Genomic DNA, 19,778 nt, shown 5'->3' on the forward strand with positions numbered 1-19,778 from the left:
ATTGGCACAAATCCCCCTTTCTTCTTTGAGTGAACCCTACTCAGTGATAAACTAACGCCAATTTTTTTCTTAAATAATTAATATAGGAAACAACAATGCGAGCGAGTCGATATTTATTTGCTACTTTAAAAGAAACCCCGAATGATGCACAGGTGGTGAGCCATCAATTAATGTTGCGTATTTTAGGGGGTATAAGGTGTAATTGCTAGAGGAAAGAGAGGAAAGAGAGGAAAGAGGAAAATGGAGCAATATCTTTCTTTTTATTGCCCCTCATTAAGTTTATCTAGCAGTAATTCTTGTTCCAGCTTGCCCTTTAATCGCTTCTAGTGCTAAATGTAAATCTGCAATAATGCCTATACCTTGTCTACGATGGGAAAGATAACGGATAATTGCATCAACTTTAGGTTGCATTGAGCCTTTATCAAATTTATAGTTTGAAAGTTCCTCGATAGTGATGTGATCGAGTTTCTGTTGGTTTTCTTTTCCCCAGTTTAAATAAATTCCATCACCATCAGTAAGAATTATAAAATAATCTGCTTGAATTTGTTGGGCTAATAGAGCCGCTGTTGAATCTTTATCAATAACGCAGTCTATATTTGTTAATGAGCCTTCTTGTTTTGTTACTGGAATGCCTCCACCACCGCAACAAATAACAAGATAACCATTTTGTAATGCAAGTTCTATAGCTTGATGTTCTATGATTGACATTGGTTGGGGGGATGCTACAACGCGGCGATAATATTGCCCATCTTGTTTGAGTTTCCAACCATATTTACTCGCTAATTTGTTTCCTTCTTGATGTGAATAAACAGCACCAATAAATTTTGTTGGTTCTAAAAATGCAAAATCATTTTGTTTTACTTCAACATGAGTAAGAAAAGATAGAATAGGTTCACTAACAATTTTACGCAATTCTTGAGTTAAAACTGTTGCAATCATTCCTTGTGTTTGAGCAACTAAATTATTTAATGGGAAATTTGATTCTTCTTGGAAAGATTCATTTTGTAGAGATAGTAAGCCCACTTGAGGACCATTACCATGTACAATAGCAATTTGGTATTTTTGTGCTAATTTTCCAATGACTCTCGCTGCTATTTTTATATTGTCTAGCTGATTTTTATAAGAAATATTTTGCCCTCGTTTTAATAGGGCATTCCCGCCTAAGGCGATAACAATTTTAGGTTTCATTTTTTCCTCCTTCTATGTTTAACTACGATTTTTCTTTTAATTTATTTAATAACATAATAATATACTTATATTTAATGCAAATTCCAGAGAAAAAATATGAACTATAAAGACAAAAATTTTGAATTAAATTGTACATATAAGGTTATTAGTGTTTTCGAACAAGTGGTTAATTTGAAAAAAGGTAATAAAATTTATGCCATAATGAATCAAAAAATAAAGCCCGCACCTTATAGTTTAATATTAGAGAATGAATTATTCTTATCTATAAAAAATAATATTTCTAACACGCTTTTTATTCCTTATTTTTCTGTAGAAGAATTTGATTGTACGCTATTTCCTCAAAATAACCTATTAACAGCAAAAAACATCTCAACTTTTTTAGAGGAAATTATAAGACCTCAAGATATGTTTGAAGTTGTTTTTCAACAAAGAAGAAAAACTGCAAAACTCAAAGAAATGTTGGGATTAGGGCGAGGACTTACGCCCAGTGGAGATGATTATATTGTTGGCTATATGGCAGCATATTATGCTGAAAATAAAGGAATTTTTAAGCCATTTGAAGAAATAGCAATCTTAGCTAAATATTGTACAAATGAGATTAGTGCAAATTATATTGAAAATGCTAGCCGTAGATTATTTAAACAGGAGATTTTAGACTTAATGAGAGAAATAGAAAATAGAGAGTATATTAATAATATGATGAGTTTTGGTTCCTCTTCCGGTATTGATCTATTATATGGTATTTTTGATTATATTAATAACAGAGATCTTTTTCATAAAATATAAAAGGTTTCATTACGAAACCTTTTGATTATTATATTTTAGAATATTTTGTGAGTAACAAATAACATAGTGAAGCCATCAAAATAGAATCAATAGATGGAATAAAAGTTAATGTAAAAAAGCCTTTTACGGTGAGAAACCCTATTAGGGATCCAATAAGCCAAGCAAAAAATGCAGGATATTTAACTTTCGCTTCGTTTTTAATACTATTCTCATCATAGCCCATTTTCCTATTTATAAAGTAGTCTGTAATATAAATTCCACAAATAGGAGGCGTTGTTATACCAAGAAATAATAAAAATGGAATAAATAAAGCCATTATATCTATACTACCAATCAATGCGGTAATGATACCTAATACAATTGTAATTTTCCATTTTTTCAACTGAGGGAACAGTGTAGAAAAAACTAATGTTCCTTGAAACATATTCCCAGCATTTCCTGTTATGCAAGCAAATATAAGTACAATATAAGCTGGTAATAAACTACCAATAATTAGCATTGCATCAAGTAATGTATTTTTTCCTGTTAATGAACTTGGTGTTGCACCAATGATAAAAAGGAAAGGATAAGCAATACTAAAGGTTAAAATACCAGCAGTAATAGCTTGTTTTTTATTTTGCGTAAAACTACCAAAATCAACAGAAGTAGTAACTAAAACAATAATTGTTCCTACAACAGAAGAAATTGCTGCACCAATATTCATTGTGTGTAGTGCTGTATTTATAGAAAACTTGCTTTTTAAAGTAAGATATAGAATAAAAAACATTAGCATAGCTATAATTGGAACAGCCCATTGAGCAACTTTGCTAAGAAAATCAAAACCAAATGTAGTTGCACTTACGAAAATTAAACAACCAAACACAACAATTATAGGTAAAGGAACATATAAATTAAATTGAGTAAATAGAAAATCTTGTACGGTATGTCCAAACATATTAGCCGTAACAATAATCCAACCTAATAAACTGATTGCCATTAACATATTGATCGCAGTCGCACCTTGAGAACCGAAAGTAAATTTAATAATTCCGTAAGTGGGCAAGCGAGCTTTAACACCTATTGACATATTGATTATTGCGAGCAATGTTAATATTGAACTTCCTACAATAATAGCAAATAGCATTTTAGAAAAAGGGAGTTGGCTCCCTAGACTTGAAGAAGCTAATAATACAGGCGTAATTAGAATTCCCAGCAAAATCATTGAGATTTGAATAGCTGAGGCATAAGATGTGGGATTAGAACACTTTTTGTTAGCCATTGTGTTTCTCCTTATGTTGATTCTGATAATAACGCCAACCTCCCATATGGCTAATCTCGATTTGTCCTTGGGTAAGCCAATTCTCACCTAAAACACCTAACACTTGATCCCCATTAGCTAAGTGTACTTTGCCTATGGTTAATCCGTTTGGCTCATTTAATAGAATAGTAGCAAGTGCGGTTGGATTTATTGCCCAAATTTCAAGCTCAACAGCATAAGCTTTTTGAGTTGTTCTTTGCATTGCTGGATGAATATCGTTGATTGACCATAAACGATAGTATTCATCAGTTTTATCTTCACGTATAAATTGAGCTCCAACATTAAGTAAATTATGATTAAGCTCTAACCCTCGCATTAATGTTCCATTTACTGCAAATAAAATTTGTTCACACATTTTGACCTCCTTATTAACTATAAGTAGAGTAGTTTTGATAAAACGCATTTAAAGCTTGGGTGAAACATTGCATTGGTGCAGTTGTAATTCCAGCACCGATTTGCCCTATACCTGCCAATTTGTGTGCAATGCCTGTATTTATAATAGGTAGAATTCCCGTATCTACCACTTTTCGAATGTCAATACCTGCTGCGGTTGGTATGAAGTTTAATGTTGGTAAGGTAAATGCGGGATTTTGCCCTAAGCTAATGCTTTGCATCATCACACTATTATTAAGTGCGTCATTTGTGCTTCCTCCTACAAATTTGACAATAGCTGGGGAGGATGCCATTGCAAAGCCTCCTACGCCTGCAGTTTCGGTTATTGCACTATCACCAAGATCTGCGGCAGCATCGTTTATATCAAAATTAGGGAAAAATAATCCATTGACTGAATTTGCTGGAGCTTGAAACCATTGTCCCTTCATTGACGAAATTTGGATACCAAAATTAACACCATTTCTTGCCATTACGGTTACCATTGTGCTGTGAGGTATGCCTTCTGCTGCTACCAACATTGTTTTACAAGCTGCCATTGATAAGTTGAGGAAAAAATGATCATTATTAGTGATAAATTGGATAGTACGTTCAATGTGTTCTAAAGGTTGGTTAATTTTAAGTAAGAACGGTAGGATTTTTTTAAGAAATAATCCTGTTGCTGCAGCATTACGATTATGAACTTCATCCCCCATATGTAAAGCTTGTGCCATTATAGGTTTCAACTCAATGGGACCACTTAACTTAAGTGTGGCAGATAATGTTTCGGCAAGTTCCGTTTTCATCCAGTTTAATCGTGTTATCACGTCTGGATTATTAGCACCAAAACGTAATACTTTACCCAATCCCTCATTAAAATTACTAAAACAGCGGTGATGATTATGTGCCATATCCTCGATAACCCATACAGGCATAGAAGGACTAATAATTCCTGCCATTGGAGCAACTGCGTCATAGTGATGGCAAGGTTCAAAAACAATTTCTCCTTGCTCAATCAGTGATTTAGCAGCTTCTTTTGTGTTAGCCCATCCCTCAAATAAAATCGCTCCGATAATTGCACCTTGCATTGGACCACACATCGCATTCCATTGTATAGGGGGACCTGCATGGAGGATACGCTTTTTCTCTATTAACTGCGGAATTGCTTTTCCCGCTGGTAAAATATCGACTAAAACAGGCTGTGAAGCTAAATAACGAGAGAGTGCAATTTGATTGGCTTGATTGATTTCTGAGCAATTAATCAACGTTGCTAAAGTTAATCCTGCTTGCTTATCTCCCTGAGCTGGAGGTTGCCAATGTAAGTTCTGAACTGTTCCCCCAGCTTGTTGAATATTTTGTGCAAAGTTTTCTAATCCAATATTAATGATTGAAAGAGGCTGCTGAAAAAGATTATTCATTGATATTTCTCCTTTGCAAGATTTCTAATGCCATATAAGCAGATTCTGCATTATTGTTTGCAATAAGCACGCCCATATCTTGTAATTGTTTTTGGATCAAGAATTTATCTTGGACATCTTGAGCTGTACCACAAATATGAGCAATGAGATAAGGTGGTGAGTTCTGTTGCCGAATTTTTTGAAGAATAGGTAGTAATGTTTCCATTGGATTCAGATTTGAGCCATAGCCTAAAATGAGATCAAAAAGGAGTACCGCGACTTCGGGATCCATACCTTCTTGTAAAAGGCGTTGATTGCGTAACGTTGGATCAATCATTGGATGAGGTTTTCCTTGAGTAAAGAAATCATCACCAAGATCTAATAATGTATGTTGTGTACTTCTATTTATCTCTTTCAACATCGTTGCTTCATCAATAGGTATATTGGAATACAAAGGTAACCCAGCTTTATGCAGAATTTGTTGAGCTTCAAAACAAAATGTACCGCCAGAGAAAACACCACGTAAATATTTTTGCTCTCTTTTTAAGGAATATTGATACGTTGGAAAACTAGGTGGGATATAAGAGGGAATACGTTGTTTTCTTAACAAAGCAACCGCAACTTCTGCTGTATGTGCTAGGGTTTCAGCATAATAAAGATTACTCCCACTATTAGCATCAGGGCTTCGTCCTAAGAAATGTATCACAACAGGCTTGTTTATCTGTTCTGCTTGTTTTTTTATTACATTTGCAATATCTGATGCAGGTGGTTTAGAGATCAATACTATGACTTCTGTATAGCTATCCCGTGCTAATAAGTTCATTGCATATTGCATCGAAAGTCCACCAATTTCTTGGTGCAAATCTTGCCCTCCTGTACCTATTGCTTGAGATATTCCTTCGCCAAGTTTATCAATACCACAGGTGACTTCTTGTAGCCCAGTGCCTGAGGCAGCAACAATACCAATATGACCTTTACGAACAATATTGGCAAAACCTAGCGGGATGCCATTGATTATTGCTGTACCACAATCTGGTCCCATAACCAATCTGTCTTTTTGTTGTGCAAGCCTTTTTATCTGTTTTTCTTCTTGAAGAGAAACATTATCGCTAAAAAGCATAACGTTTAATCCAGTATTGAGGGCTTTAATCGCCTCAGCTGCAGCATATTCACCGGGTACAGAAATAAGTGCTAAATTAAGTGCGGTGTTTTTTTCCACCGCATTTGACAGGCTTACTATTTGTGTCTTTGCACTATTTGTTGTTTTTTCTGAGCAAGAAAAAAATGATTGTTTGGCAAAATTAATTGCTTTTTCACATTCCTCTTTCCTTCCTTTCACTGCGATGATCAAGTCATTGGGCTTTGCATTAATTGGTGGAAATTCAGCTTCTAATAAACGGGCCAAATTTGCGGGTGTCCCCATTACTACTGAAGCTTGCGTAATTCCTTCTATTTGTAAAAGTTTGGCAGAAATTTGCATTAAAGAAACGGAATCTTGGTAAAGATTCGGTAATATTGAATATTGGATAGCCATCTTCTCACCTATGACATTAATGCGTTGATAATCTCTGTTGATGTTGAAACCCAACCGAAAATAGCCCCTTGTGCTTTGATCATTTTCAGTGCATATTCTTGAAACTCAGGGAAATATGAGCCAACACAATCTTCAGGAATAATACATTCATAACCGCGATCATTTGCTTCGCGAACCGTCGTATTTACGCAAACTTCGGTGGTTACTCCACAGACAATAAGTGTTTTAATTCCACGATTTTGTAAGATTAAGTGTAGATCTGTTTGATAAAATGCACCTTTCCCTGGTTTATCTATGATCGGCTCTCCTGCAATAGGATAGAGTTCAGGAATAATATCGTGTCCTTCTTCTCCACGAATAAGAATACGCCCTTTTGGTCCACATTCGCCAATAAAGGTTTTCCCGCCCCGTGTTAATTTTGCTGGAGGACAATCACTTAAATCAGCACGATGCCCTTCACGAGTGTGGAGAATAAATATCCCAGCTTGACGAGCGGCAGATAACATCCTTTTACAAGGTTGAATTGCTGAACGAACGAGATTGACATCATTACCTAAGGCTTCTCCAAATCCACCTGGCTCAACAAAATCGCGTTGCATATCGATCATTAATAATGCTGTTGTTTGAGGATTAAAGGATAGTGGGAAAGGTTCAGCTTGGAATTGTTTTAACATAATGAATATCTCCTTTTGTTGATAACAATTTATTTTTCTTGAAGGGATAATATAAAGAAAACCTCCTTAATCATAGAAAAATAAATTGATGAATTAAAGGGAAATTTATTGAAAATAGCGTGATATGACGGCAGTAAAAAAAATATTTTGTGAACGAAATCACAAGATATTTTTATGATTCAAAAGAATTGAATAATAAATTCAAAATTTATTAATTAAAAAATTACTGACACCAAATGTTTTGTATATGAGGTTGCATAATATAATCTAGACACCAAGTTAATACTTTTCCTTGTACACTACTATTCCAAGCATAAAATAATTGTGTAGGTTGTTTTTGTTCTGAAATTGGTTTTTTTAATACTTTTCCTTGATCAAGTAATAGTTTTACTCGATGATGAGGGATGTATCCTATTCCTAATCCCGCAATAATAAGGTTAATTGCCGTTGAAAGTTCGGAAACGTAAATCACTTTCTGTCCTTCTAATGCCCAAGAAACCTGCTTATTCATATTAAAAGCAGTATCTTTTACCACGATAGCTGGATATAAACGTAATTGTTCTGAAGTCAGCACCGTTGTGAACGGGGCAAGAGGGTGATGAGGAGCTACTACAAAATCCCATTCTATTTTTCCAATTGGATGATAAACGATATTTTCGATTTTGGGGGCTGTATGTGGTGCTCCAATAACAAGATCGGCTTTTTTCTTATATAAGGCTTCCCAACACCCGTTATAAACTTCGGTATGGATTGAAAGTTCTGTTGCTGGAAAAAGTGCGGTTATTTTTTCGGTTAATTTTGCAAGAGCATCGTAGTTAATAATATTGTTTACCACAATAGTAAACGTCCGTTCAACGCCATTTTCAATGGTTCTAGTCTGTGTGATTAAATGTTCATAAGAATGTAGTAACCATTGGCTATGGTAAATAAAATATTTCCCCGCTTCAGTAAGCTTGACTTGCCTTCCTGAACGATCAAAAAGAATAACGCCGAGTTCGTCTTCAACTTTTTTAATGGTGTAACTAATTGCGGAAGGCACTTTGTATAATTTTTCTGCTGCAATGGAGAAATTTCCTGTTTCCGCAATAGTATGAATGAGTTTTAAAACATCGGGGGATAGGGGCATACTGTTCTCCTTTTCTAATTCTTTTTTAGTATAGCATTGAAAATAAAGGAGGTGGGGTGAAATACGTGATCTAATTCTTTCACCAATTAGATCACGTTAAAGTAATTAATTTGCTATGGGTTGTTCTCTTCTATCTAATAGATATTTTAGAATAAATAATCCTGCAATCATTATATAGGAAATTAGGAATATCGTAGGAGAATCACCACCAATAACTGGGTGGGCCTGATGGATAATACCAAAAAATGCCAATATAGCAGCTAAACCAGCACTAATTGCACCTTTTGTTGGTTGATTAGTTATCGCAAAAATAGCAATACAACCCCAAAGTAAAGATGACAGGGGGGCCCCACTACCTAAATAAAATAATCCTGTAAAATCTACACCGCTCTTTTCTAAGATTGACCAACCTAATTGATTAGCATTGGTACCAACACTTTTGAGTGTATTATTAACGGTTGTCAATGCCCAAGCACCAATCCAAGGAAAAAGACATACAAAAATCACGGGTACTTCTAATTTCGGAGTTTCCCTTACTACTTGATTAGCTGTAACAATACCAATAAAAATCAAAATAGGAGCGATCGCTGCCATCGGGATAAGTGAGAGTAAAAAACCTCCTAATCCTAATAGACAGACGAGGAACATAACAATACCTGTTGCTAAAGTATATCCAATACCCGCCCCCATTTCTTTATAAGCTGTATGTCCAACATAAACGGTAACAGGGAAAGGATTTCCCATTAATGCGCCAAACATTGTTGAGCAACCATTGGCAATCATTACGCGTCTAGTTGGGTAAGGGTCACCAGCAGCGTGAGCACTTTCGATATTCTCTAAGTCGAAGACATAATTTGCCAGTGCTAAAGGAACTGCCGAAGCTAGGTAAGGTGCGGCGATACTTAATCCCTCAATAAAAGAAGATAGATGCAGTTTTGGTGGATTAAATCCCGCACTGTGTAAGGCTTGTCCAATTTTGCTTGGATCTTGTAATCCAAAAAGCCAAGCTAAAGTTGTGCCAACAATTAATAAGAGTAACCCTGTTGGGACTTGTTTGAAGATGGGTGAACGTCCAAACCAATTGATAAAAATCAAAACGAGTACAACGAATGAGACAAGAGGTGTATGAAATGCTTGCAGCATAGGATTCATTGCTAATAGCAATAAACCTAACCCAGCTAAACAAGAAAGTAAGACAGTTCTTGGAACGGCTTTTCTTAACCAGTCTCCCATAAATGATCCAACAAAGAGAATAAATCCTTCGACAAATCCCCACACTAAACCAATTTTTAATGCTAGTTCATAGTCTTGAGTTTGTTGATAAACAGGTAAAAGGACTAAGAAAGTGACAGTAAATATAGAGGGGGCACTAGGTCCCGAAGGTAAGGCAACAACATCAGACCGATTGCTCTGTTTTGCTAATATTTTTGCAAAAATAACATAACAAATACTAGCACAAAGAACAGCTAAACCAAATGCAGGAACAACGCGGCCGAAAACAATTTCTGAAGGAATACCTACAACTAAAGTAAGTAAAGCAATCATCGTAAGAAGATTGGTAAGATTATTACTAAATAAGCCAAAAAAGGCAGCCCAATCTCCTTTTTTCCAAAATTGCGTTTTCATATCGTCTCTCCTTTATTTTGCGTAAGTTTGACCAAAGGCAAATAAGGCTTTTTGAAATGCCTCCATTGGCGGATGAACAATTCCAGCTCCAATCATTCCGATACCAGCATCTTTATGGGCTATTGCCGTATTAATGACGGGTAATAGGTTATTTTCCACCACTTTTCTAATATCAATCCCTGTAGGTATTCCCATAAAATTGAGTGAAGGGATAGTAATATTTGGATTGTTTCCAACCGTAATCTGATTCATTGTTTTACTATAACGTATAGCATCTTTAACCGTTCCACCTACTAAAGATACAATCGCAGGAGCCGCAGCCATAGCAAAGCCACCTATTCCATAGGTTTCTGTAATTGCAGAGTCACCAACATCTAAACCTGAATCTTCGGGTTTGTACCCCGCAAACATTGGGCCTATAACTTGTTGAGCTGGCCCTGTAAACCATTGATTTTGCAATCCAGCAACACGAATACCAAATTCCGTGCCATTTCTTGCCATTGTTGTCAGGACTGTTGAATAAGGAATGCCTTGAGCTGCATCTAATGCCGCTTTACAACACACCATCCAAGTTGGGCCTGAAAAATAGTCTGATGACGCGATAAAATTAAAAACGTCTTTTTTATCTTTGTTACTAAAATGAGTTTCTAAAATATAGGGGGTGAGTTTTTGATTTAATAGCACTGTACCAGCGATATTACGGTTATGACATTCATCTCCCATATGCAAAGCCTGAGAAAGCATAAGTCGTAAATCAATCCCATCATCACAAAATGTCATCGCCTCTGCCAACATCGGACCAAGAATATCTCGCATCCAGTTTAAGCGATCAATAACACTTTGATCATTCGCCCCCATTCTTAAGATTTTCGCTAGTTGCTCTGATAAATTAGTAAATGCGAAATTACCATGAGTTTTATTTTCAACAATATGTACATACATTGATGGGCTAGTTACGCCTGTCATTGAACCAACAGCTTGATGTTCGTGGCAAGGTGAGAATTTTATTTCACCACTTGCAGCAAGCTCTTCAGCTTGAGTAAGATTTTTAGCCCATCCTTCAAAGACTATCGCACCTGTAATTGCACCACGCATAGGACCATTCATTTTTTCCCAGTTAATAGGAGGACCTGCGTGCAAAAGCATTTTGTCTTGCATTCCAGGAATTACCTCTTTGGCTTTTCCATAGCCAATTAAAACGGGACTTGCTTGTGTTATGCGTTGAAAAGCTTCTTGATTTGCAAGATCTATTTTTTGTGCAATTTCTGTTTGTTCTAAATAGGTTAATGTTTCAATTAATGGTAAGTTTCCCCCACCTGCTGGTTGCCAGTCTAGTTGATATACCTTAGCTGATTGCTTTATTAAATCTTCAGCAAAACGTGCTAATCCTATATTGATAATATTTAATGGTTGATTAAATAAGTTACTCATTATTATTCTCCTTTTGCTACAAATTCCCTAGCTAACAAACCAGCGTTAGTTGAGCTAGAGGCGATAGTAATGCCAGCCGCTTCAAGTTGTGCAACCTGGTTCTGTACAGAAGGCTGATCTAATTCAGTTCCTAATACATAAGCTAAGATTTCCAAATGCCGTCCTGATTGTTGTGCTTCTCTTTTTACTTGTAGAAGTGCAGGCAATGTTTCTGCTATAGGATCAGGATTTGCACCAAAGCCTAGAACAAAATCAAGCAATAAAACACCAACCTCTGGATCACGTCCCTCTTGTAAAATTCGTTCTATGCGATAGCTTGGATCAATCATTGGATGTGCTTTACCATTGGTAAAAGAATCATCGCCAAAGTCAATAAATGTGTGTTCGATTGATTTATCGCTGGCTTGTAATTTATAAGCTGGGTTTGTTTGAATATTCGAGTAAACGTTAGGATACTTTTCTAAAGCAGAAAATAGGGCTTCATCACATAAGGTTCCACCACAAAATAAACCTCGAATGTAGCGTTGCTGTGGGTTAAGTTTTTTTTGTACCTCTTTAATTAAAGGTAAATTTAATGCGTGTTTATCGATACTTTCTTCTGGAATACCAGAGGCAATGACCGCCGCCATTGCAGCTGGTTTGCTATGAGAATAAATATGAATATGCGGTGCAGCTTTAGTTTCCTCTTTATAGCCTAAAAACCAAATAAAAATAGGTTTATTAATATGTTCACAAGTGGATAAGATTTTTCTCGCGATTGTAGGTGCTGGCGGTTTTGATACGATAATAATAATGTCTGTATTGGGATCTTCAGCAAGCATTTGTAATCCATCTAACATCATAATGCCCCCAATATCTTCGCTAAGATCTCTTCCTCCTGTTCCAATTAATTGGGAAATGCCACCTCCAAATTCGTGTATTCTTACTGAAATTTCTTGAGCTCCAGTCCCTGAAGCTGCGACAATACCAATATTGCCACCTCGAACTTTATTCGCAAAGCCTAAAGCAACGCCATTAATTATGGCTGTACCACAATCTGGCCCCATCATTAATAAACCTTTTTGATGAGCTAATTGCTTTAATTTCAATTCTTGCTCTATAGAAACATTATCAGAAAATAACATAACATTTTTATTTAGATTTAAAGCTTTTTCAGCTTCTCTTGCAGCATAAAGACCATTTACAGAAATAATGGCTAAATTTGTTTCTGGGTGTTTTTCATTAACCGAATTAATACTATGAAAAATATCATTTTCTACCTGTGTATCATCAAAAGGCTTTCTAATTAATAATTTTTCAACTTCTGATAGTATTTTCTGTTCGCTAGCCCCCTTTTCCAAAGATAATGCAATCATTAAGTCTGAAGGCCCAGCTTTTTCTAACTGACTATCAAATAAATGTGCTTCTTTTAAAACTGCTTTATTCATTGGTGTGCCCATTGCAATTTGAGCTTGAATAACCCCTTCTAATTGATTAACTTTTGTAGAAATTGCCATTAATGTAACGGAATCAAAGTATGTATTTGGCTTTAACTGATTAAGTAGTAACATAGCAGTCTCCTTATTTATAAATATTCTTCGATAATTTTCGCAATTTCGTGATAGCCTTTACGATAAGCGAGTTCTAAAGGAGATACCCCCCATTCATCAGTCATAGTTGGATCAGCATCATGGTCTAATAATAAACGAACAATCCGTTGCATTTTTTTACCGCCATCATTCAAAATAATAGCTTCTATCAAAGCAGTCCAACCTACAGTATTTGTCAGATTGACATTAATATCCGTATTTTCTAACAGAAAACGTACAATCTCTTCGTGTCCTTTTTCGGCCGCTGGGGTTAAACCATTTCCCCCGAATCGCGTAAGACAAGTTAAATCACAGCCTAGTTCTACCATAAGCTTGACAAGCGTTAAGTCATTATGAATACATCCCTGAATAAAAGGGTTAAAACACTTGTTATCTTGAGTGTTAATATCCGCTCCATTCGACGCTAACCAACGCACAGCATCATATTGCTTGTTTTGTGCTGCGATAAGTATAGGGGTTCGTTTTCCTTTATCTCTTGCATTGATATCAGCACCATTTTCAAGTAGTAAACGAAGCTGTTCAATATTGCCTTCGGCAGCGGCAGTAAATAGTTTAACGTTCATTTTTTCTCCTTATTTGTAGTTAATTTAACCATTGTGAACGATATTCATCCGTACAGAGTATGGTTAATAGATAGTTCAGAATTTGGCTTTGTTGTTGATTTTGCCAAGCGTAGTAAACCCTCACAGGTTGTTTATGCTCAGCAATGACTTTTGTTATCACTTTGCCTGAGGTTAAAGCAGGGATTGCTATTCGTGCTGGTAAAAAGCCTATACCAACCCCTTCAGCAATCATTGAAAGTACCATTTCTAAATCAGCCACATAAAAAACTTTTTGCCCTTTCAATGCCCAAGTTTTCTTTTGTTGTAACGCTATAGATGAGTCGTGAACAACGATAGCTGGGTAGTGACGTAGTTGAGAAGCTTGTAAAATAGAGTTTTCTTTTGCCAAAGGATGACAAGGAGAGACTAAGAATATCCATTCAATATCTCCTAAATATTCTGTACTGATATTTCCTTGATTAAATGGGGGATTCTGCGGAGCACCAATCACAATATTTGCTCTATTTTCATATAATGCCTCCCAAGCACCGTTATAAACTTCGGTACGGATAGAAAATTCTGTGGCTGGAAATTTTTCTGAAAGCGAGGAAAGAAGTTTAGGAATTGGATCTGGATTAACAATGTAATTGAGGGCGATTGTAAACTGTTTTTCTATGCCATTATCAATTTGTGTGGCGTTACATTGTAATTCATTTAATCCTTGTAAAATCCAGTCTCCCTTTTCTAAAATATATCTTGCTGCTGGGGTAAGTTGAATATGTCCATTAGTTCGAGAGAATAACTTAATGCCAAGATCATCTTCCATCTTCTTTGCTGTATATCCAATTGCTGATGGAACGCGATGTAACACTTTGGCAGCTTCACTAAAACTCCCTGTTTTAGCAATAACTTGTAAGATCCGAATCGTATCAGATGATAATCCTATCGCCATAAATATTCTCCTTAAATATCTATGCAAAATTTAGAAAATAGTTCATTTCTAAAGACAAAAAAATCATAGCAAAAATAAAAGAGAGGTAAAGCAAAAAGAATTGAATGAGATTTGCAAGAAATTTGTTGTAGGATACTGTGTAATGAACAAAAAATAGGGACTAAAAGAAGTAAATAAGAGTAATCAAATTATAAAAATTTAAAAAAGATAAAAATTTCACTTAATACTGTATATCAATACAGCTTATATTATGCAAAGCAATTAAATCATCAAACAAACGGGGCTTTCCCATTTTTTATAGGATCAAACAAAATGGCAAAAGAAGAGAAAGCCAAAAAAAGCGAGAAACCACAAATTACTACCCAAGAAGAAAAACAAAAAGCCCTTGCTGCGGCGTTAGGTCAAATTGAAAAACAATTTGGTAAAGGTTCAATTATGAAATTAGGGGAAACCCAAGATTTGGATATTGAATCTATTTCCACAGGTTCACTGGGATTAGACATTGCCTTAGGTATCGGCGGCTTACCAATGGGGCGTATTGTAGAAATTTATGGCCCAGAATCTTCAGGAAAAACTACATTAACCCTTTCAGTTATTGCGCAAGCACAAAAATTAGGCAAAACCTGTGCCTTTATTGATGCGGAACACGCTTTAGATCCAATTTATGCGGCAAAACTTGGCGTTGATGTCAAAGAATTGCTTGTTTCTCAGCCTGACAACGGTGAAGAAGCATTAGAAATTTGTGATGCCTTAGTTCGTTCTGGCGCGATTGATGTGGTGATTGTGGACTCCGTAGCCGCCCTTACGCCAAAAGCAGAAATTGAAGGAGATATGGGTGATGCGCACGTTGGTTTACAAGCGCGTTTAATGTCTCAAGCCTTGCGTAAGCTTACCGGACAAATCAAAAACTCAAACTGCTTAGTGATTTTCATCAACCAAATTCGTATGAAAATTGGTGTAATGTTTGGTAACCCAGAAACCACAACAGGTGGTAACGCATTGAAATTCTATTCTTCTGTGCGCTTAGATATTCGCCGTGTTGGTGCAGTGAAAAATGGTGATGAAATTATCGGCAATGAAACCCGTATGAAAGTGGTGAAAAACAAAGTTGCCCCGCCATTCCGTCAAGTTGATTTCCAAATTCTTTACGGTGAAGGCATTTCACGCAACGGCGAATTAATTGAATTGGGTGTAAAACATAAATTAGTTGATAAATCTGGTGCGTGGTTCTCTTATAACGGTGAAAAAATAGGTCAAGGCAAAGCCAATGCAATGAAATGGTTAGCTGAACACCCTGAACAAGCCGAAGAATTAGAAAATAAATTACGCGAAGAGCTTTTAGCAAATCCAGACAAATCTCTCATTGCCGATATTGAAGCGGATCAAAATGAAGAGATCGCAGAAATGGATTCTGAATTTTAATCCCTTTGATTAAATCATCTATAAAAAGTGCGGTAATTTGATCTGCACCCCAAAAGTTGGACTAAACAACCAACTGATTAAGGTGCAGATTTTTTATGACTAAATATACTCAACATTTCAAACAACAAGTGCTCGACTTTTATCATCAAAATGGAAAAAACCGTTCGCTTACTCGCCAGTATTTTCAGCTTCCTCAAAGAACGTTAACACGTTGGATTGCGAAATTTAATCATAATGGAATCAATGGATTAGCTGTGTTAGGTAAAAAACGATATTATTCTGTTGAGTTTAAATTAAAGGTTATTCAAGCTATCAAAAAAGGCCAGTGCTCCGCTGAAGCCGCCTGCTTTCGCTTTGATATCCCCAGTTCAGGGATAATTAGCCAATGGTTGCAACGCTTTGAAAAACAAGGTATAGATGGGTTATTACTCAAACCTAAAGGTCGTCCAAGTATGAAACTCAACTCACCTAAAATGCCACCAACGCCCAAAACAGAAGAAGAACGCTTGCGTTACCGAATTTTGGAATTAGAAGCGGAGAATGCAATGCTAAAAAAGTTGCAGGAACTCAACCAACAAAAAATGCAGAAAAAGCCGTCATCGTAAATGCCTTACGCTCGCGTTTCCCGTTGGAATTGTTACTCAGGCTAATCGGATTGGCACGCAGTTCGTTCTTTTATCATCTCAAGCCAAAGTCGGATAAAAATGTAGCGATTTCACAGAAAATAGAGGAAATTTATCGCAAAAATGACGAAAATTATGGTTATCGTCGAATTACCTTGGAATTAAGGAAATACTTGATTATCAACCACAAAAGGGTGCTAGCGATAATGCAACGTTTGGGGTTAAAAGGAAAAAGTAAGCAGAAAAAATATCGTTCTTACCAAGGCAAAGTGGGACACATTGCCGATAATCTGTTGCAACGGGATTTTACGGCAACGATGCCGAATGAGAAGTGGGTAACGGATATCACCGAGTTCAAATGTGCGGAAGGCAAAGTGTATTTATCGCCGATTAAAGACTTGTTTAATAACGAAATTATTGCTTATGATGTGGCGAGAAGTCCGAGTTTTGAGCAGATAACCAGAATGTTGACCCAGGCGGTGAACCGATTAGCGGGGGAAAAACCGATACTGCATTCCGACCAAGGGTGGCAGTATCAAATGATGGGTTATCGGGAGATATTGAAAAAACACGGTATTACGCAAAGTATGTCGAGAAAAGGCAATTGCCTTGATAATGGTGCGATGGAAAGCTTTTTCGGGCGATTGAAGACGGAATGTTACTTTGGCAAGCGGTTTGAAACCTTTGAACAGCTTGAAAAAGTGATTCACGAGTACATTCATTACTACAATAATGAGCGTATTCAAGTGAAGCTCAAAGGACTAAGCCCTGTGGAATACAGAACTCAGTCCTTGAATTAAATTAGAATATAGTCTAACTTTTTGGGGGCAGATCAATTTTTTGACCGCACTTTTTCTAACAGCAATTTAGGAATCAATGAGAAAAAATGGCATCATTGGCATTAAATTATGTGGTGAATTTGCTCTCTCGCCGCGAATATAGTGAATATGAATTGCGTTGCAAAATGCAAGAAAAAGCCTTCACAGAAGCTGAAATTGAACAGGCTTTAGCGATTTGTCAGGAAAAAATTGGCAAAGTGATCGCCGTTTTACGGAAAACTATTTACATTACCGATCACAAAAAGGCTATGGACTGAATCGAATTAAACAAGAGCTTTTTCAACTCAAAGGTATTTCTTCAGAGATCGTAGAAGACGTATTAGCAGAAATGGACATTGATTGGTTTGAGATTGCGCATTCCGTGTTACGCAAAAAATTCCCCCATTATGCGCAAGAGCAAGATTTCAAAATGAAACAAAAAATCTGGCGCTATATGCTTTCACACGGCTTTCAAAGTGAAGAGTTTGCCGATTTAGTCGGTTCGGGCGAAAACGAGTTTTACTAAGACACAACATTCATTGCCCCTTTCTTTATTTATGCTTTCCAAGGCTTTCCACAAAATATTGGCACAAATAGCCCTTTCTTCTTTGAGTGAACCCTACTCAATGATAAACTAATGCCAATTTTTGTCTTAAATAATTAATATAGGAAACAACAATGCGAGCGAGTCGATATTTATTTGCTACTTTAAAAGAAACCCCGAATGATGCACAGGTGGTGAGCCATCAATTAATGTTGCGTGCTGGAATGGTGCGTCCTTTAGCGTCAGGACTTTATAACTGGTTGCCAACTGGGTTACGCGTACTTAAAAAAGTAGAAAATATTGTGCGTGAAGAAATGAATAAAAGCGGTGCGATCGAAGTGGAAATGCCCGTTGTTCAACCAGCTGAATTATGGCAAGAATCGCAACGCTGGGAGCAATATGGCCCAGAATTATTACGCTTCCAAGATCGTGGACAACGTGATTTTGTGCTTGGTCCAACACACGAAGAAGTGATCACCGATTTAGTCCGCCGTGAAGTGAGTTCTTATAAGCAACTTCCACTGAATTTATACCAAATTCAAACCAAATTCCGTGATGAAGTGCGCCCACGGTTTGGGGTAATGCGTGGTCGTGAATTTTTAATGAAAGATGCCTATTCTTTCCACATCACAAAAGAAAGCTTGCAAGAAACCTATGACATAATGTACCAAACTTACAGCAATATTTTCACCCGTCTAGGCTTAGATTTCCGTGCTGTTCAGGCGGATACTGGTTCTATCGGCGGCAGCGCATCACACGAATTCCAAGTGTTAGCACAAAGTGGCGAAGATGATATTGTGTTTTCCACAGAGTCTGATTTTGCGGCGAATATTGAACTTGCTGAAGCGGTGGCACAAGGCGAACGTGGCGCACCAACGCAGTCAATGGAATTAGTGGATACGCCAAATGCCAAAACCATTAACGAATTGGTGGAACAATTCAATGTACCAGTAGAAAAAACCGTGAAAACCTTGATTGTAAAAGGCGCAAATAAAGAACAACCATTAGTTGCGTTAATCATTCGTGGTGATCATAATTTGAATGAAATCAAAGCGCAAAAATTAGCGCAAGTGGCAGAACCGCTTGAATTTGCCGATGAAGCGGAAATTAAAGCAAAAATCGGTGCAGGCGTTGGCTCTCTTGGCCCTGTTAATTTGCCGATCCCAGCCATTATTGATCGTAGCGTAGCATTAATGAGCGATTTTTCAGCGGGCGCAAACATTGATGGTAAACATTATTTCAATATCAACTGGGAACGTGATGTGCCAATGCCAGAAGTGGCGGATTTGCGCAATGTGGTAGAAGGTGATCTAAGCCCTGACGGCAAAGGTTCATTGTTAATCAAACGTGGTATTGAAGTAGGACATATTTTCCAACTTGGCACAAAATATTCTGAAGCAATGAAAGCCACCGTACAAGGCGAAGATGGCCGCCCACAAACAATGATTATGGGTTGTTACGGTATTGGTGTGAGCCGTGTGGTTGCCGCAGCGATTGAACAAAGCCACGATGAACGCGGGATTATCTGGCCAACGGATGCGATTGCGCCATTTACCGTAGCAATCGTGCCGATGAATATGCACAAATCTGAAAGCGTGCAAGAATTTTCCGAAAATTTATACCGCACTTTAAGCGCTGAAGGGATTGAAGTGATTTTTGATGATCGTAAAGAGCGCCCAGGGGTAATGTTTGCGGATATGGAACTCATTGGCGTGCCGCATATGTTAGTTATCGGTGAGAAAAACCTACAAAATGGCGAAATTGAATATAAAAATCGCCGAACAGGTGAAAAACAGATGATCAACAAAGATCAGTTAGTAGAATTTGTGAAGCAACAAATTAAACTTTAATTAACGAGTA

Annotated in this window: 16 protein-coding genes and 1 pseudogene; 5 read left to right on the forward strand and 12 right to left on the reverse strand. The window is 36.9% G+C overall.

The annotated features are described in order from the left end of the window. Positions 1–279: 279 nt before the first annotated feature. A complete protein-coding gene (locus tag DYC50_RS01480; RefSeq protein ID WP_035687867.1) occupies positions 280–1,188 on the reverse strand; it encodes a carbamate kinase in 909 nt (302 codons plus the stop codon). A 96-nt stretch (positions 1,189–1,284) separates the two neighbouring features. Between DYC50_RS01480 and DYC50_RS01485 the strand changes: the two genes are divergently transcribed. After that, positions 1,285–1,974 (forward strand): oxamate carbamoyltransferase subunit AllH family protein, encoded by a 690-nt coding sequence (locus DYC50_RS01485; RefSeq protein WP_039096637.1) that lies wholly within the window; start codon positions 1,285–1,287, stop codon positions 1,972–1,974. 28 nt (positions 1,975–2,002) lie between these two features. Here DYC50_RS01485 and DYC50_RS01490 read toward each other — a convergent pair whose 3' ends face one another. The 11 genes from DYC50_RS01490 to DYC50_RS01540 all read right to left on the reverse strand — a co-directional run bounded on the left by DYC50_RS01490 (position 2,003) and on the right by DYC50_RS01540 (position 14,511). Further along, positions 2,003–3,232, reverse strand: a complete 1,230-nt coding sequence (locus tag DYC50_RS01490) for a cytosine permease (RefSeq protein ID WP_039151237.1) — start codon at positions 3,230–3,232, stop codon at positions 2,003–2,005. Next, positions 3,225–3,626, reverse strand: a complete 402-nt coding sequence (locus DYC50_RS01495) for an allophanate hydrolase-related protein (RefSeq protein ID WP_035687879.1) — start codon at positions 3,624–3,626, stop codon at positions 3,225–3,227. The genes DYC50_RS01490 and DYC50_RS01495 overlap by 8 nt, the downstream gene beginning before the upstream one ends. A gap of 13 nt (positions 3,627–3,639) precedes the next feature. Next, on the reverse strand, positions 3,640–5,058 hold the full coding sequence (locus DYC50_RS01500; RefSeq protein WP_115248718.1) for a YlbE family protein: 1,419 nt from the start codon (positions 5,056–5,058) through the stop codon (positions 3,640–3,642). Further along, complete coding sequence (fdrA, locus tag DYC50_RS01505; RefSeq protein WP_115248719.1) at positions 5,051–6,571, reverse strand: acyl-CoA synthetase FdrA; 1,521 nt, start codon at positions 6,569–6,571, stop codon at positions 5,051–5,053. The genes DYC50_RS01500 and fdrA (DYC50_RS01505) overlap by 8 nt, the downstream gene beginning before the upstream one ends. 8 nt (positions 6,572–6,579) lie before the next feature. Further along, positions 6,580–7,245, reverse strand: a complete 666-nt coding sequence (locus tag DYC50_RS01510; protein ID WP_039096643.1) for a cysteine hydrolase family protein — start codon at positions 7,243–7,245, stop codon at positions 6,580–6,582. Between the two features lie 223 nt (positions 7,246–7,468). Continuing rightward, on the reverse strand, positions 7,469–8,371 hold the full coding sequence (locus DYC50_RS01515; protein ID WP_035687890.1) for a LysR substrate-binding domain-containing protein: 903 nt from the start codon (positions 8,369–8,371) through the stop codon (positions 7,469–7,471). A 105-nt stretch (positions 8,372–8,476) separates the two neighbouring features. After that, complete coding sequence (locus DYC50_RS01520) at positions 8,477–9,997, reverse strand: xanthine permease (protein WP_115248720.1); 1,521 nt, start codon at positions 9,995–9,997, stop codon at positions 8,477–8,479. 12 nt (positions 9,998–10,009) lie between these two features. Continuing rightward, the gene (locus DYC50_RS01525; RefSeq protein WP_103854333.1) at positions 10,010–11,428 is read right to left on the reverse strand and encodes a YlbE family protein; all 1,419 of its coding nucleotides are present in this window, start codon (positions 11,426–11,428) and stop codon (positions 10,010–10,012) included. Positions 11,429–11,430: 2 nt separating this feature from the next. Then, complete coding sequence (gene fdrA / locus DYC50_RS01530; protein WP_115248721.1) at positions 11,431–12,978, reverse strand: acyl-CoA synthetase FdrA; 1,548 nt, start codon at positions 12,976–12,978, stop codon at positions 11,431–11,433. Positions 12,979–12,992: 14 nt separating this feature from the next. Further along, positions 12,993–13,580 (reverse strand): ankyrin repeat domain-containing protein, encoded by a 588-nt coding sequence (locus DYC50_RS01535; protein WP_115248722.1) that lies wholly within the window; start codon positions 13,578–13,580, stop codon positions 12,993–12,995. Positions 13,581–13,599: 19 nt separating this feature from the next. Next, complete coding sequence (locus DYC50_RS01540; protein WP_115248723.1) at positions 13,600–14,511, reverse strand: LysR substrate-binding domain-containing protein; 912 nt, start codon at positions 14,509–14,511, stop codon at positions 13,600–13,602. Positions 14,512–14,865: 354 nt separating this feature from the next. Here DYC50_RS01540 and recA point away from each other — a divergent pair, with 354 nt between their 5' ends. From recA to proS, 4 genes and pseudogenes are all read left to right on the forward strand, one after another. Next, the gene (gene recA / locus DYC50_RS01545; RefSeq protein ID WP_115250135.1) at positions 14,866–15,933 is read left to right on the forward strand and encodes a recombinase RecA; all 1,068 of its coding nucleotides are present in this window, start codon (positions 14,866–14,868) and stop codon (positions 15,931–15,933) included. Positions 15,934–16,028: 95 nt separating this feature from the next. Beyond that, a protein-coding gene (locus DYC50_RS01550; RefSeq protein WP_115248724.1) for an IS3 family transposase occupies positions 16,029–17,356 on the forward strand; the annotation gives its coding sequence in 2 pieces (ribosomal slippage) (positions 16,029–16,479 and positions 16,479–17,356; 1,329 coding nt in all). 86 nt (positions 17,357–17,442) lie between these two features. Then, positions 17,443–17,900, forward strand: a pseudogene (recX, locus tag DYC50_RS01555) (recombination regulator RecX). A 152-nt stretch (positions 17,901–18,052) separates the two neighbouring features. Beyond that, positions 18,053–19,768 (forward strand): proline--tRNA ligase, encoded by a 1,716-nt coding sequence (proS, locus tag DYC50_RS01560; protein ID WP_115248725.1) that lies wholly within the window; start codon positions 18,053–18,055, stop codon positions 19,766–19,768. Positions 19,769–19,778: the final 10 nt, after the last annotated feature.

This window comes from Avibacterium avium (assembly GCF_900454535.1).
Lineage (GTDB): Bacteria > Pseudomonadota > Gammaproteobacteria > Enterobacterales > Pasteurellaceae > Avibacterium > Avibacterium avium.

Bases quoted from the DNA above. Each gene is read 5' to 3' on its own strand.
- DYC50_RS01520 (WP_115248720.1), bottom strand. From the start codon at position 9,997: ATGAAAACGCAATTTTGGAAAAAAGGAGATTGGGCTGCCTTTTTTGGC.
- DYC50_RS01540 (WP_115248723.1), bottom strand. From the start codon at position 14,511: ATGGCGATAGGATTATCATCTGATACGATTCGGATCTTACAAGTTATT.
- DYC50_RS01535 (WP_115248722.1), bottom strand. From the start codon at position 13,580: ATGAACGTTAAACTATTTACTGCCGCTGCCGAAGGCAATATTGAACAG.
- DYC50_RS01490 (WP_039151237.1), bottom strand. From the start codon at position 3,232: ATGGCTAACAAAAAGTGTTCTAATCCCACATCTTATGCCTCAGCTATT.
- DYC50_RS01485 (WP_039096637.1), top strand. From the start codon at position 1,285: ATGAACTATAAAGACAAAAATTTTGAATTAAATTGTACATATAAGGTT.
- DYC50_RS01500 (WP_115248718.1), bottom strand. From the start codon at position 5,058: ATGAATAATCTTTTTCAGCAGCCTCTTTCAATCATTAATATTGGATTA.
- DYC50_RS01525 (WP_103854333.1), bottom strand. From the start codon at position 11,428: ATGAGTAACTTATTTAATCAACCATTAAATATTATCAATATAGGATTA.
- fdrA (WP_115248719.1), bottom strand. From the start codon at position 6,571: ATGGCTATCCAATATTCAATATTACCGAATCTTTACCAAGATTCCGTT.
- DYC50_RS01495 (WP_035687879.1), bottom strand. From the start codon at position 3,626: ATGTGTGAACAAATTTTATTTGCAGTAAATGGAACATTAATGCGAGGG.
- DYC50_RS01515 (WP_035687890.1), bottom strand. From the start codon at position 8,371: ATGCCCCTATCCCCCGATGTTTTAAAACTCATTCATACTATTGCGGAA.
- proS (WP_115248725.1), top strand. From the start codon at position 18,053: ATGCGAGCGAGTCGATATTTATTTGCTACTTTAAAAGAAACCCCGAAT.
- DYC50_RS01480 (WP_035687867.1), bottom strand. From the start codon at position 1,188: ATGAAACCTAAAATTGTTATCGCCTTAGGCGGGAATGCCCTATTAAAA.
- fdrA (WP_115248721.1), bottom strand. From the start codon at position 12,978: ATGTTACTACTTAATCAGTTAAAGCCAAATACATACTTTGATTCCGTT.
- DYC50_RS01510 (WP_039096643.1), bottom strand. From the start codon at position 7,245: ATGTTAAAACAATTCCAAGCTGAACCTTTCCCACTATCCTTTAATCCT.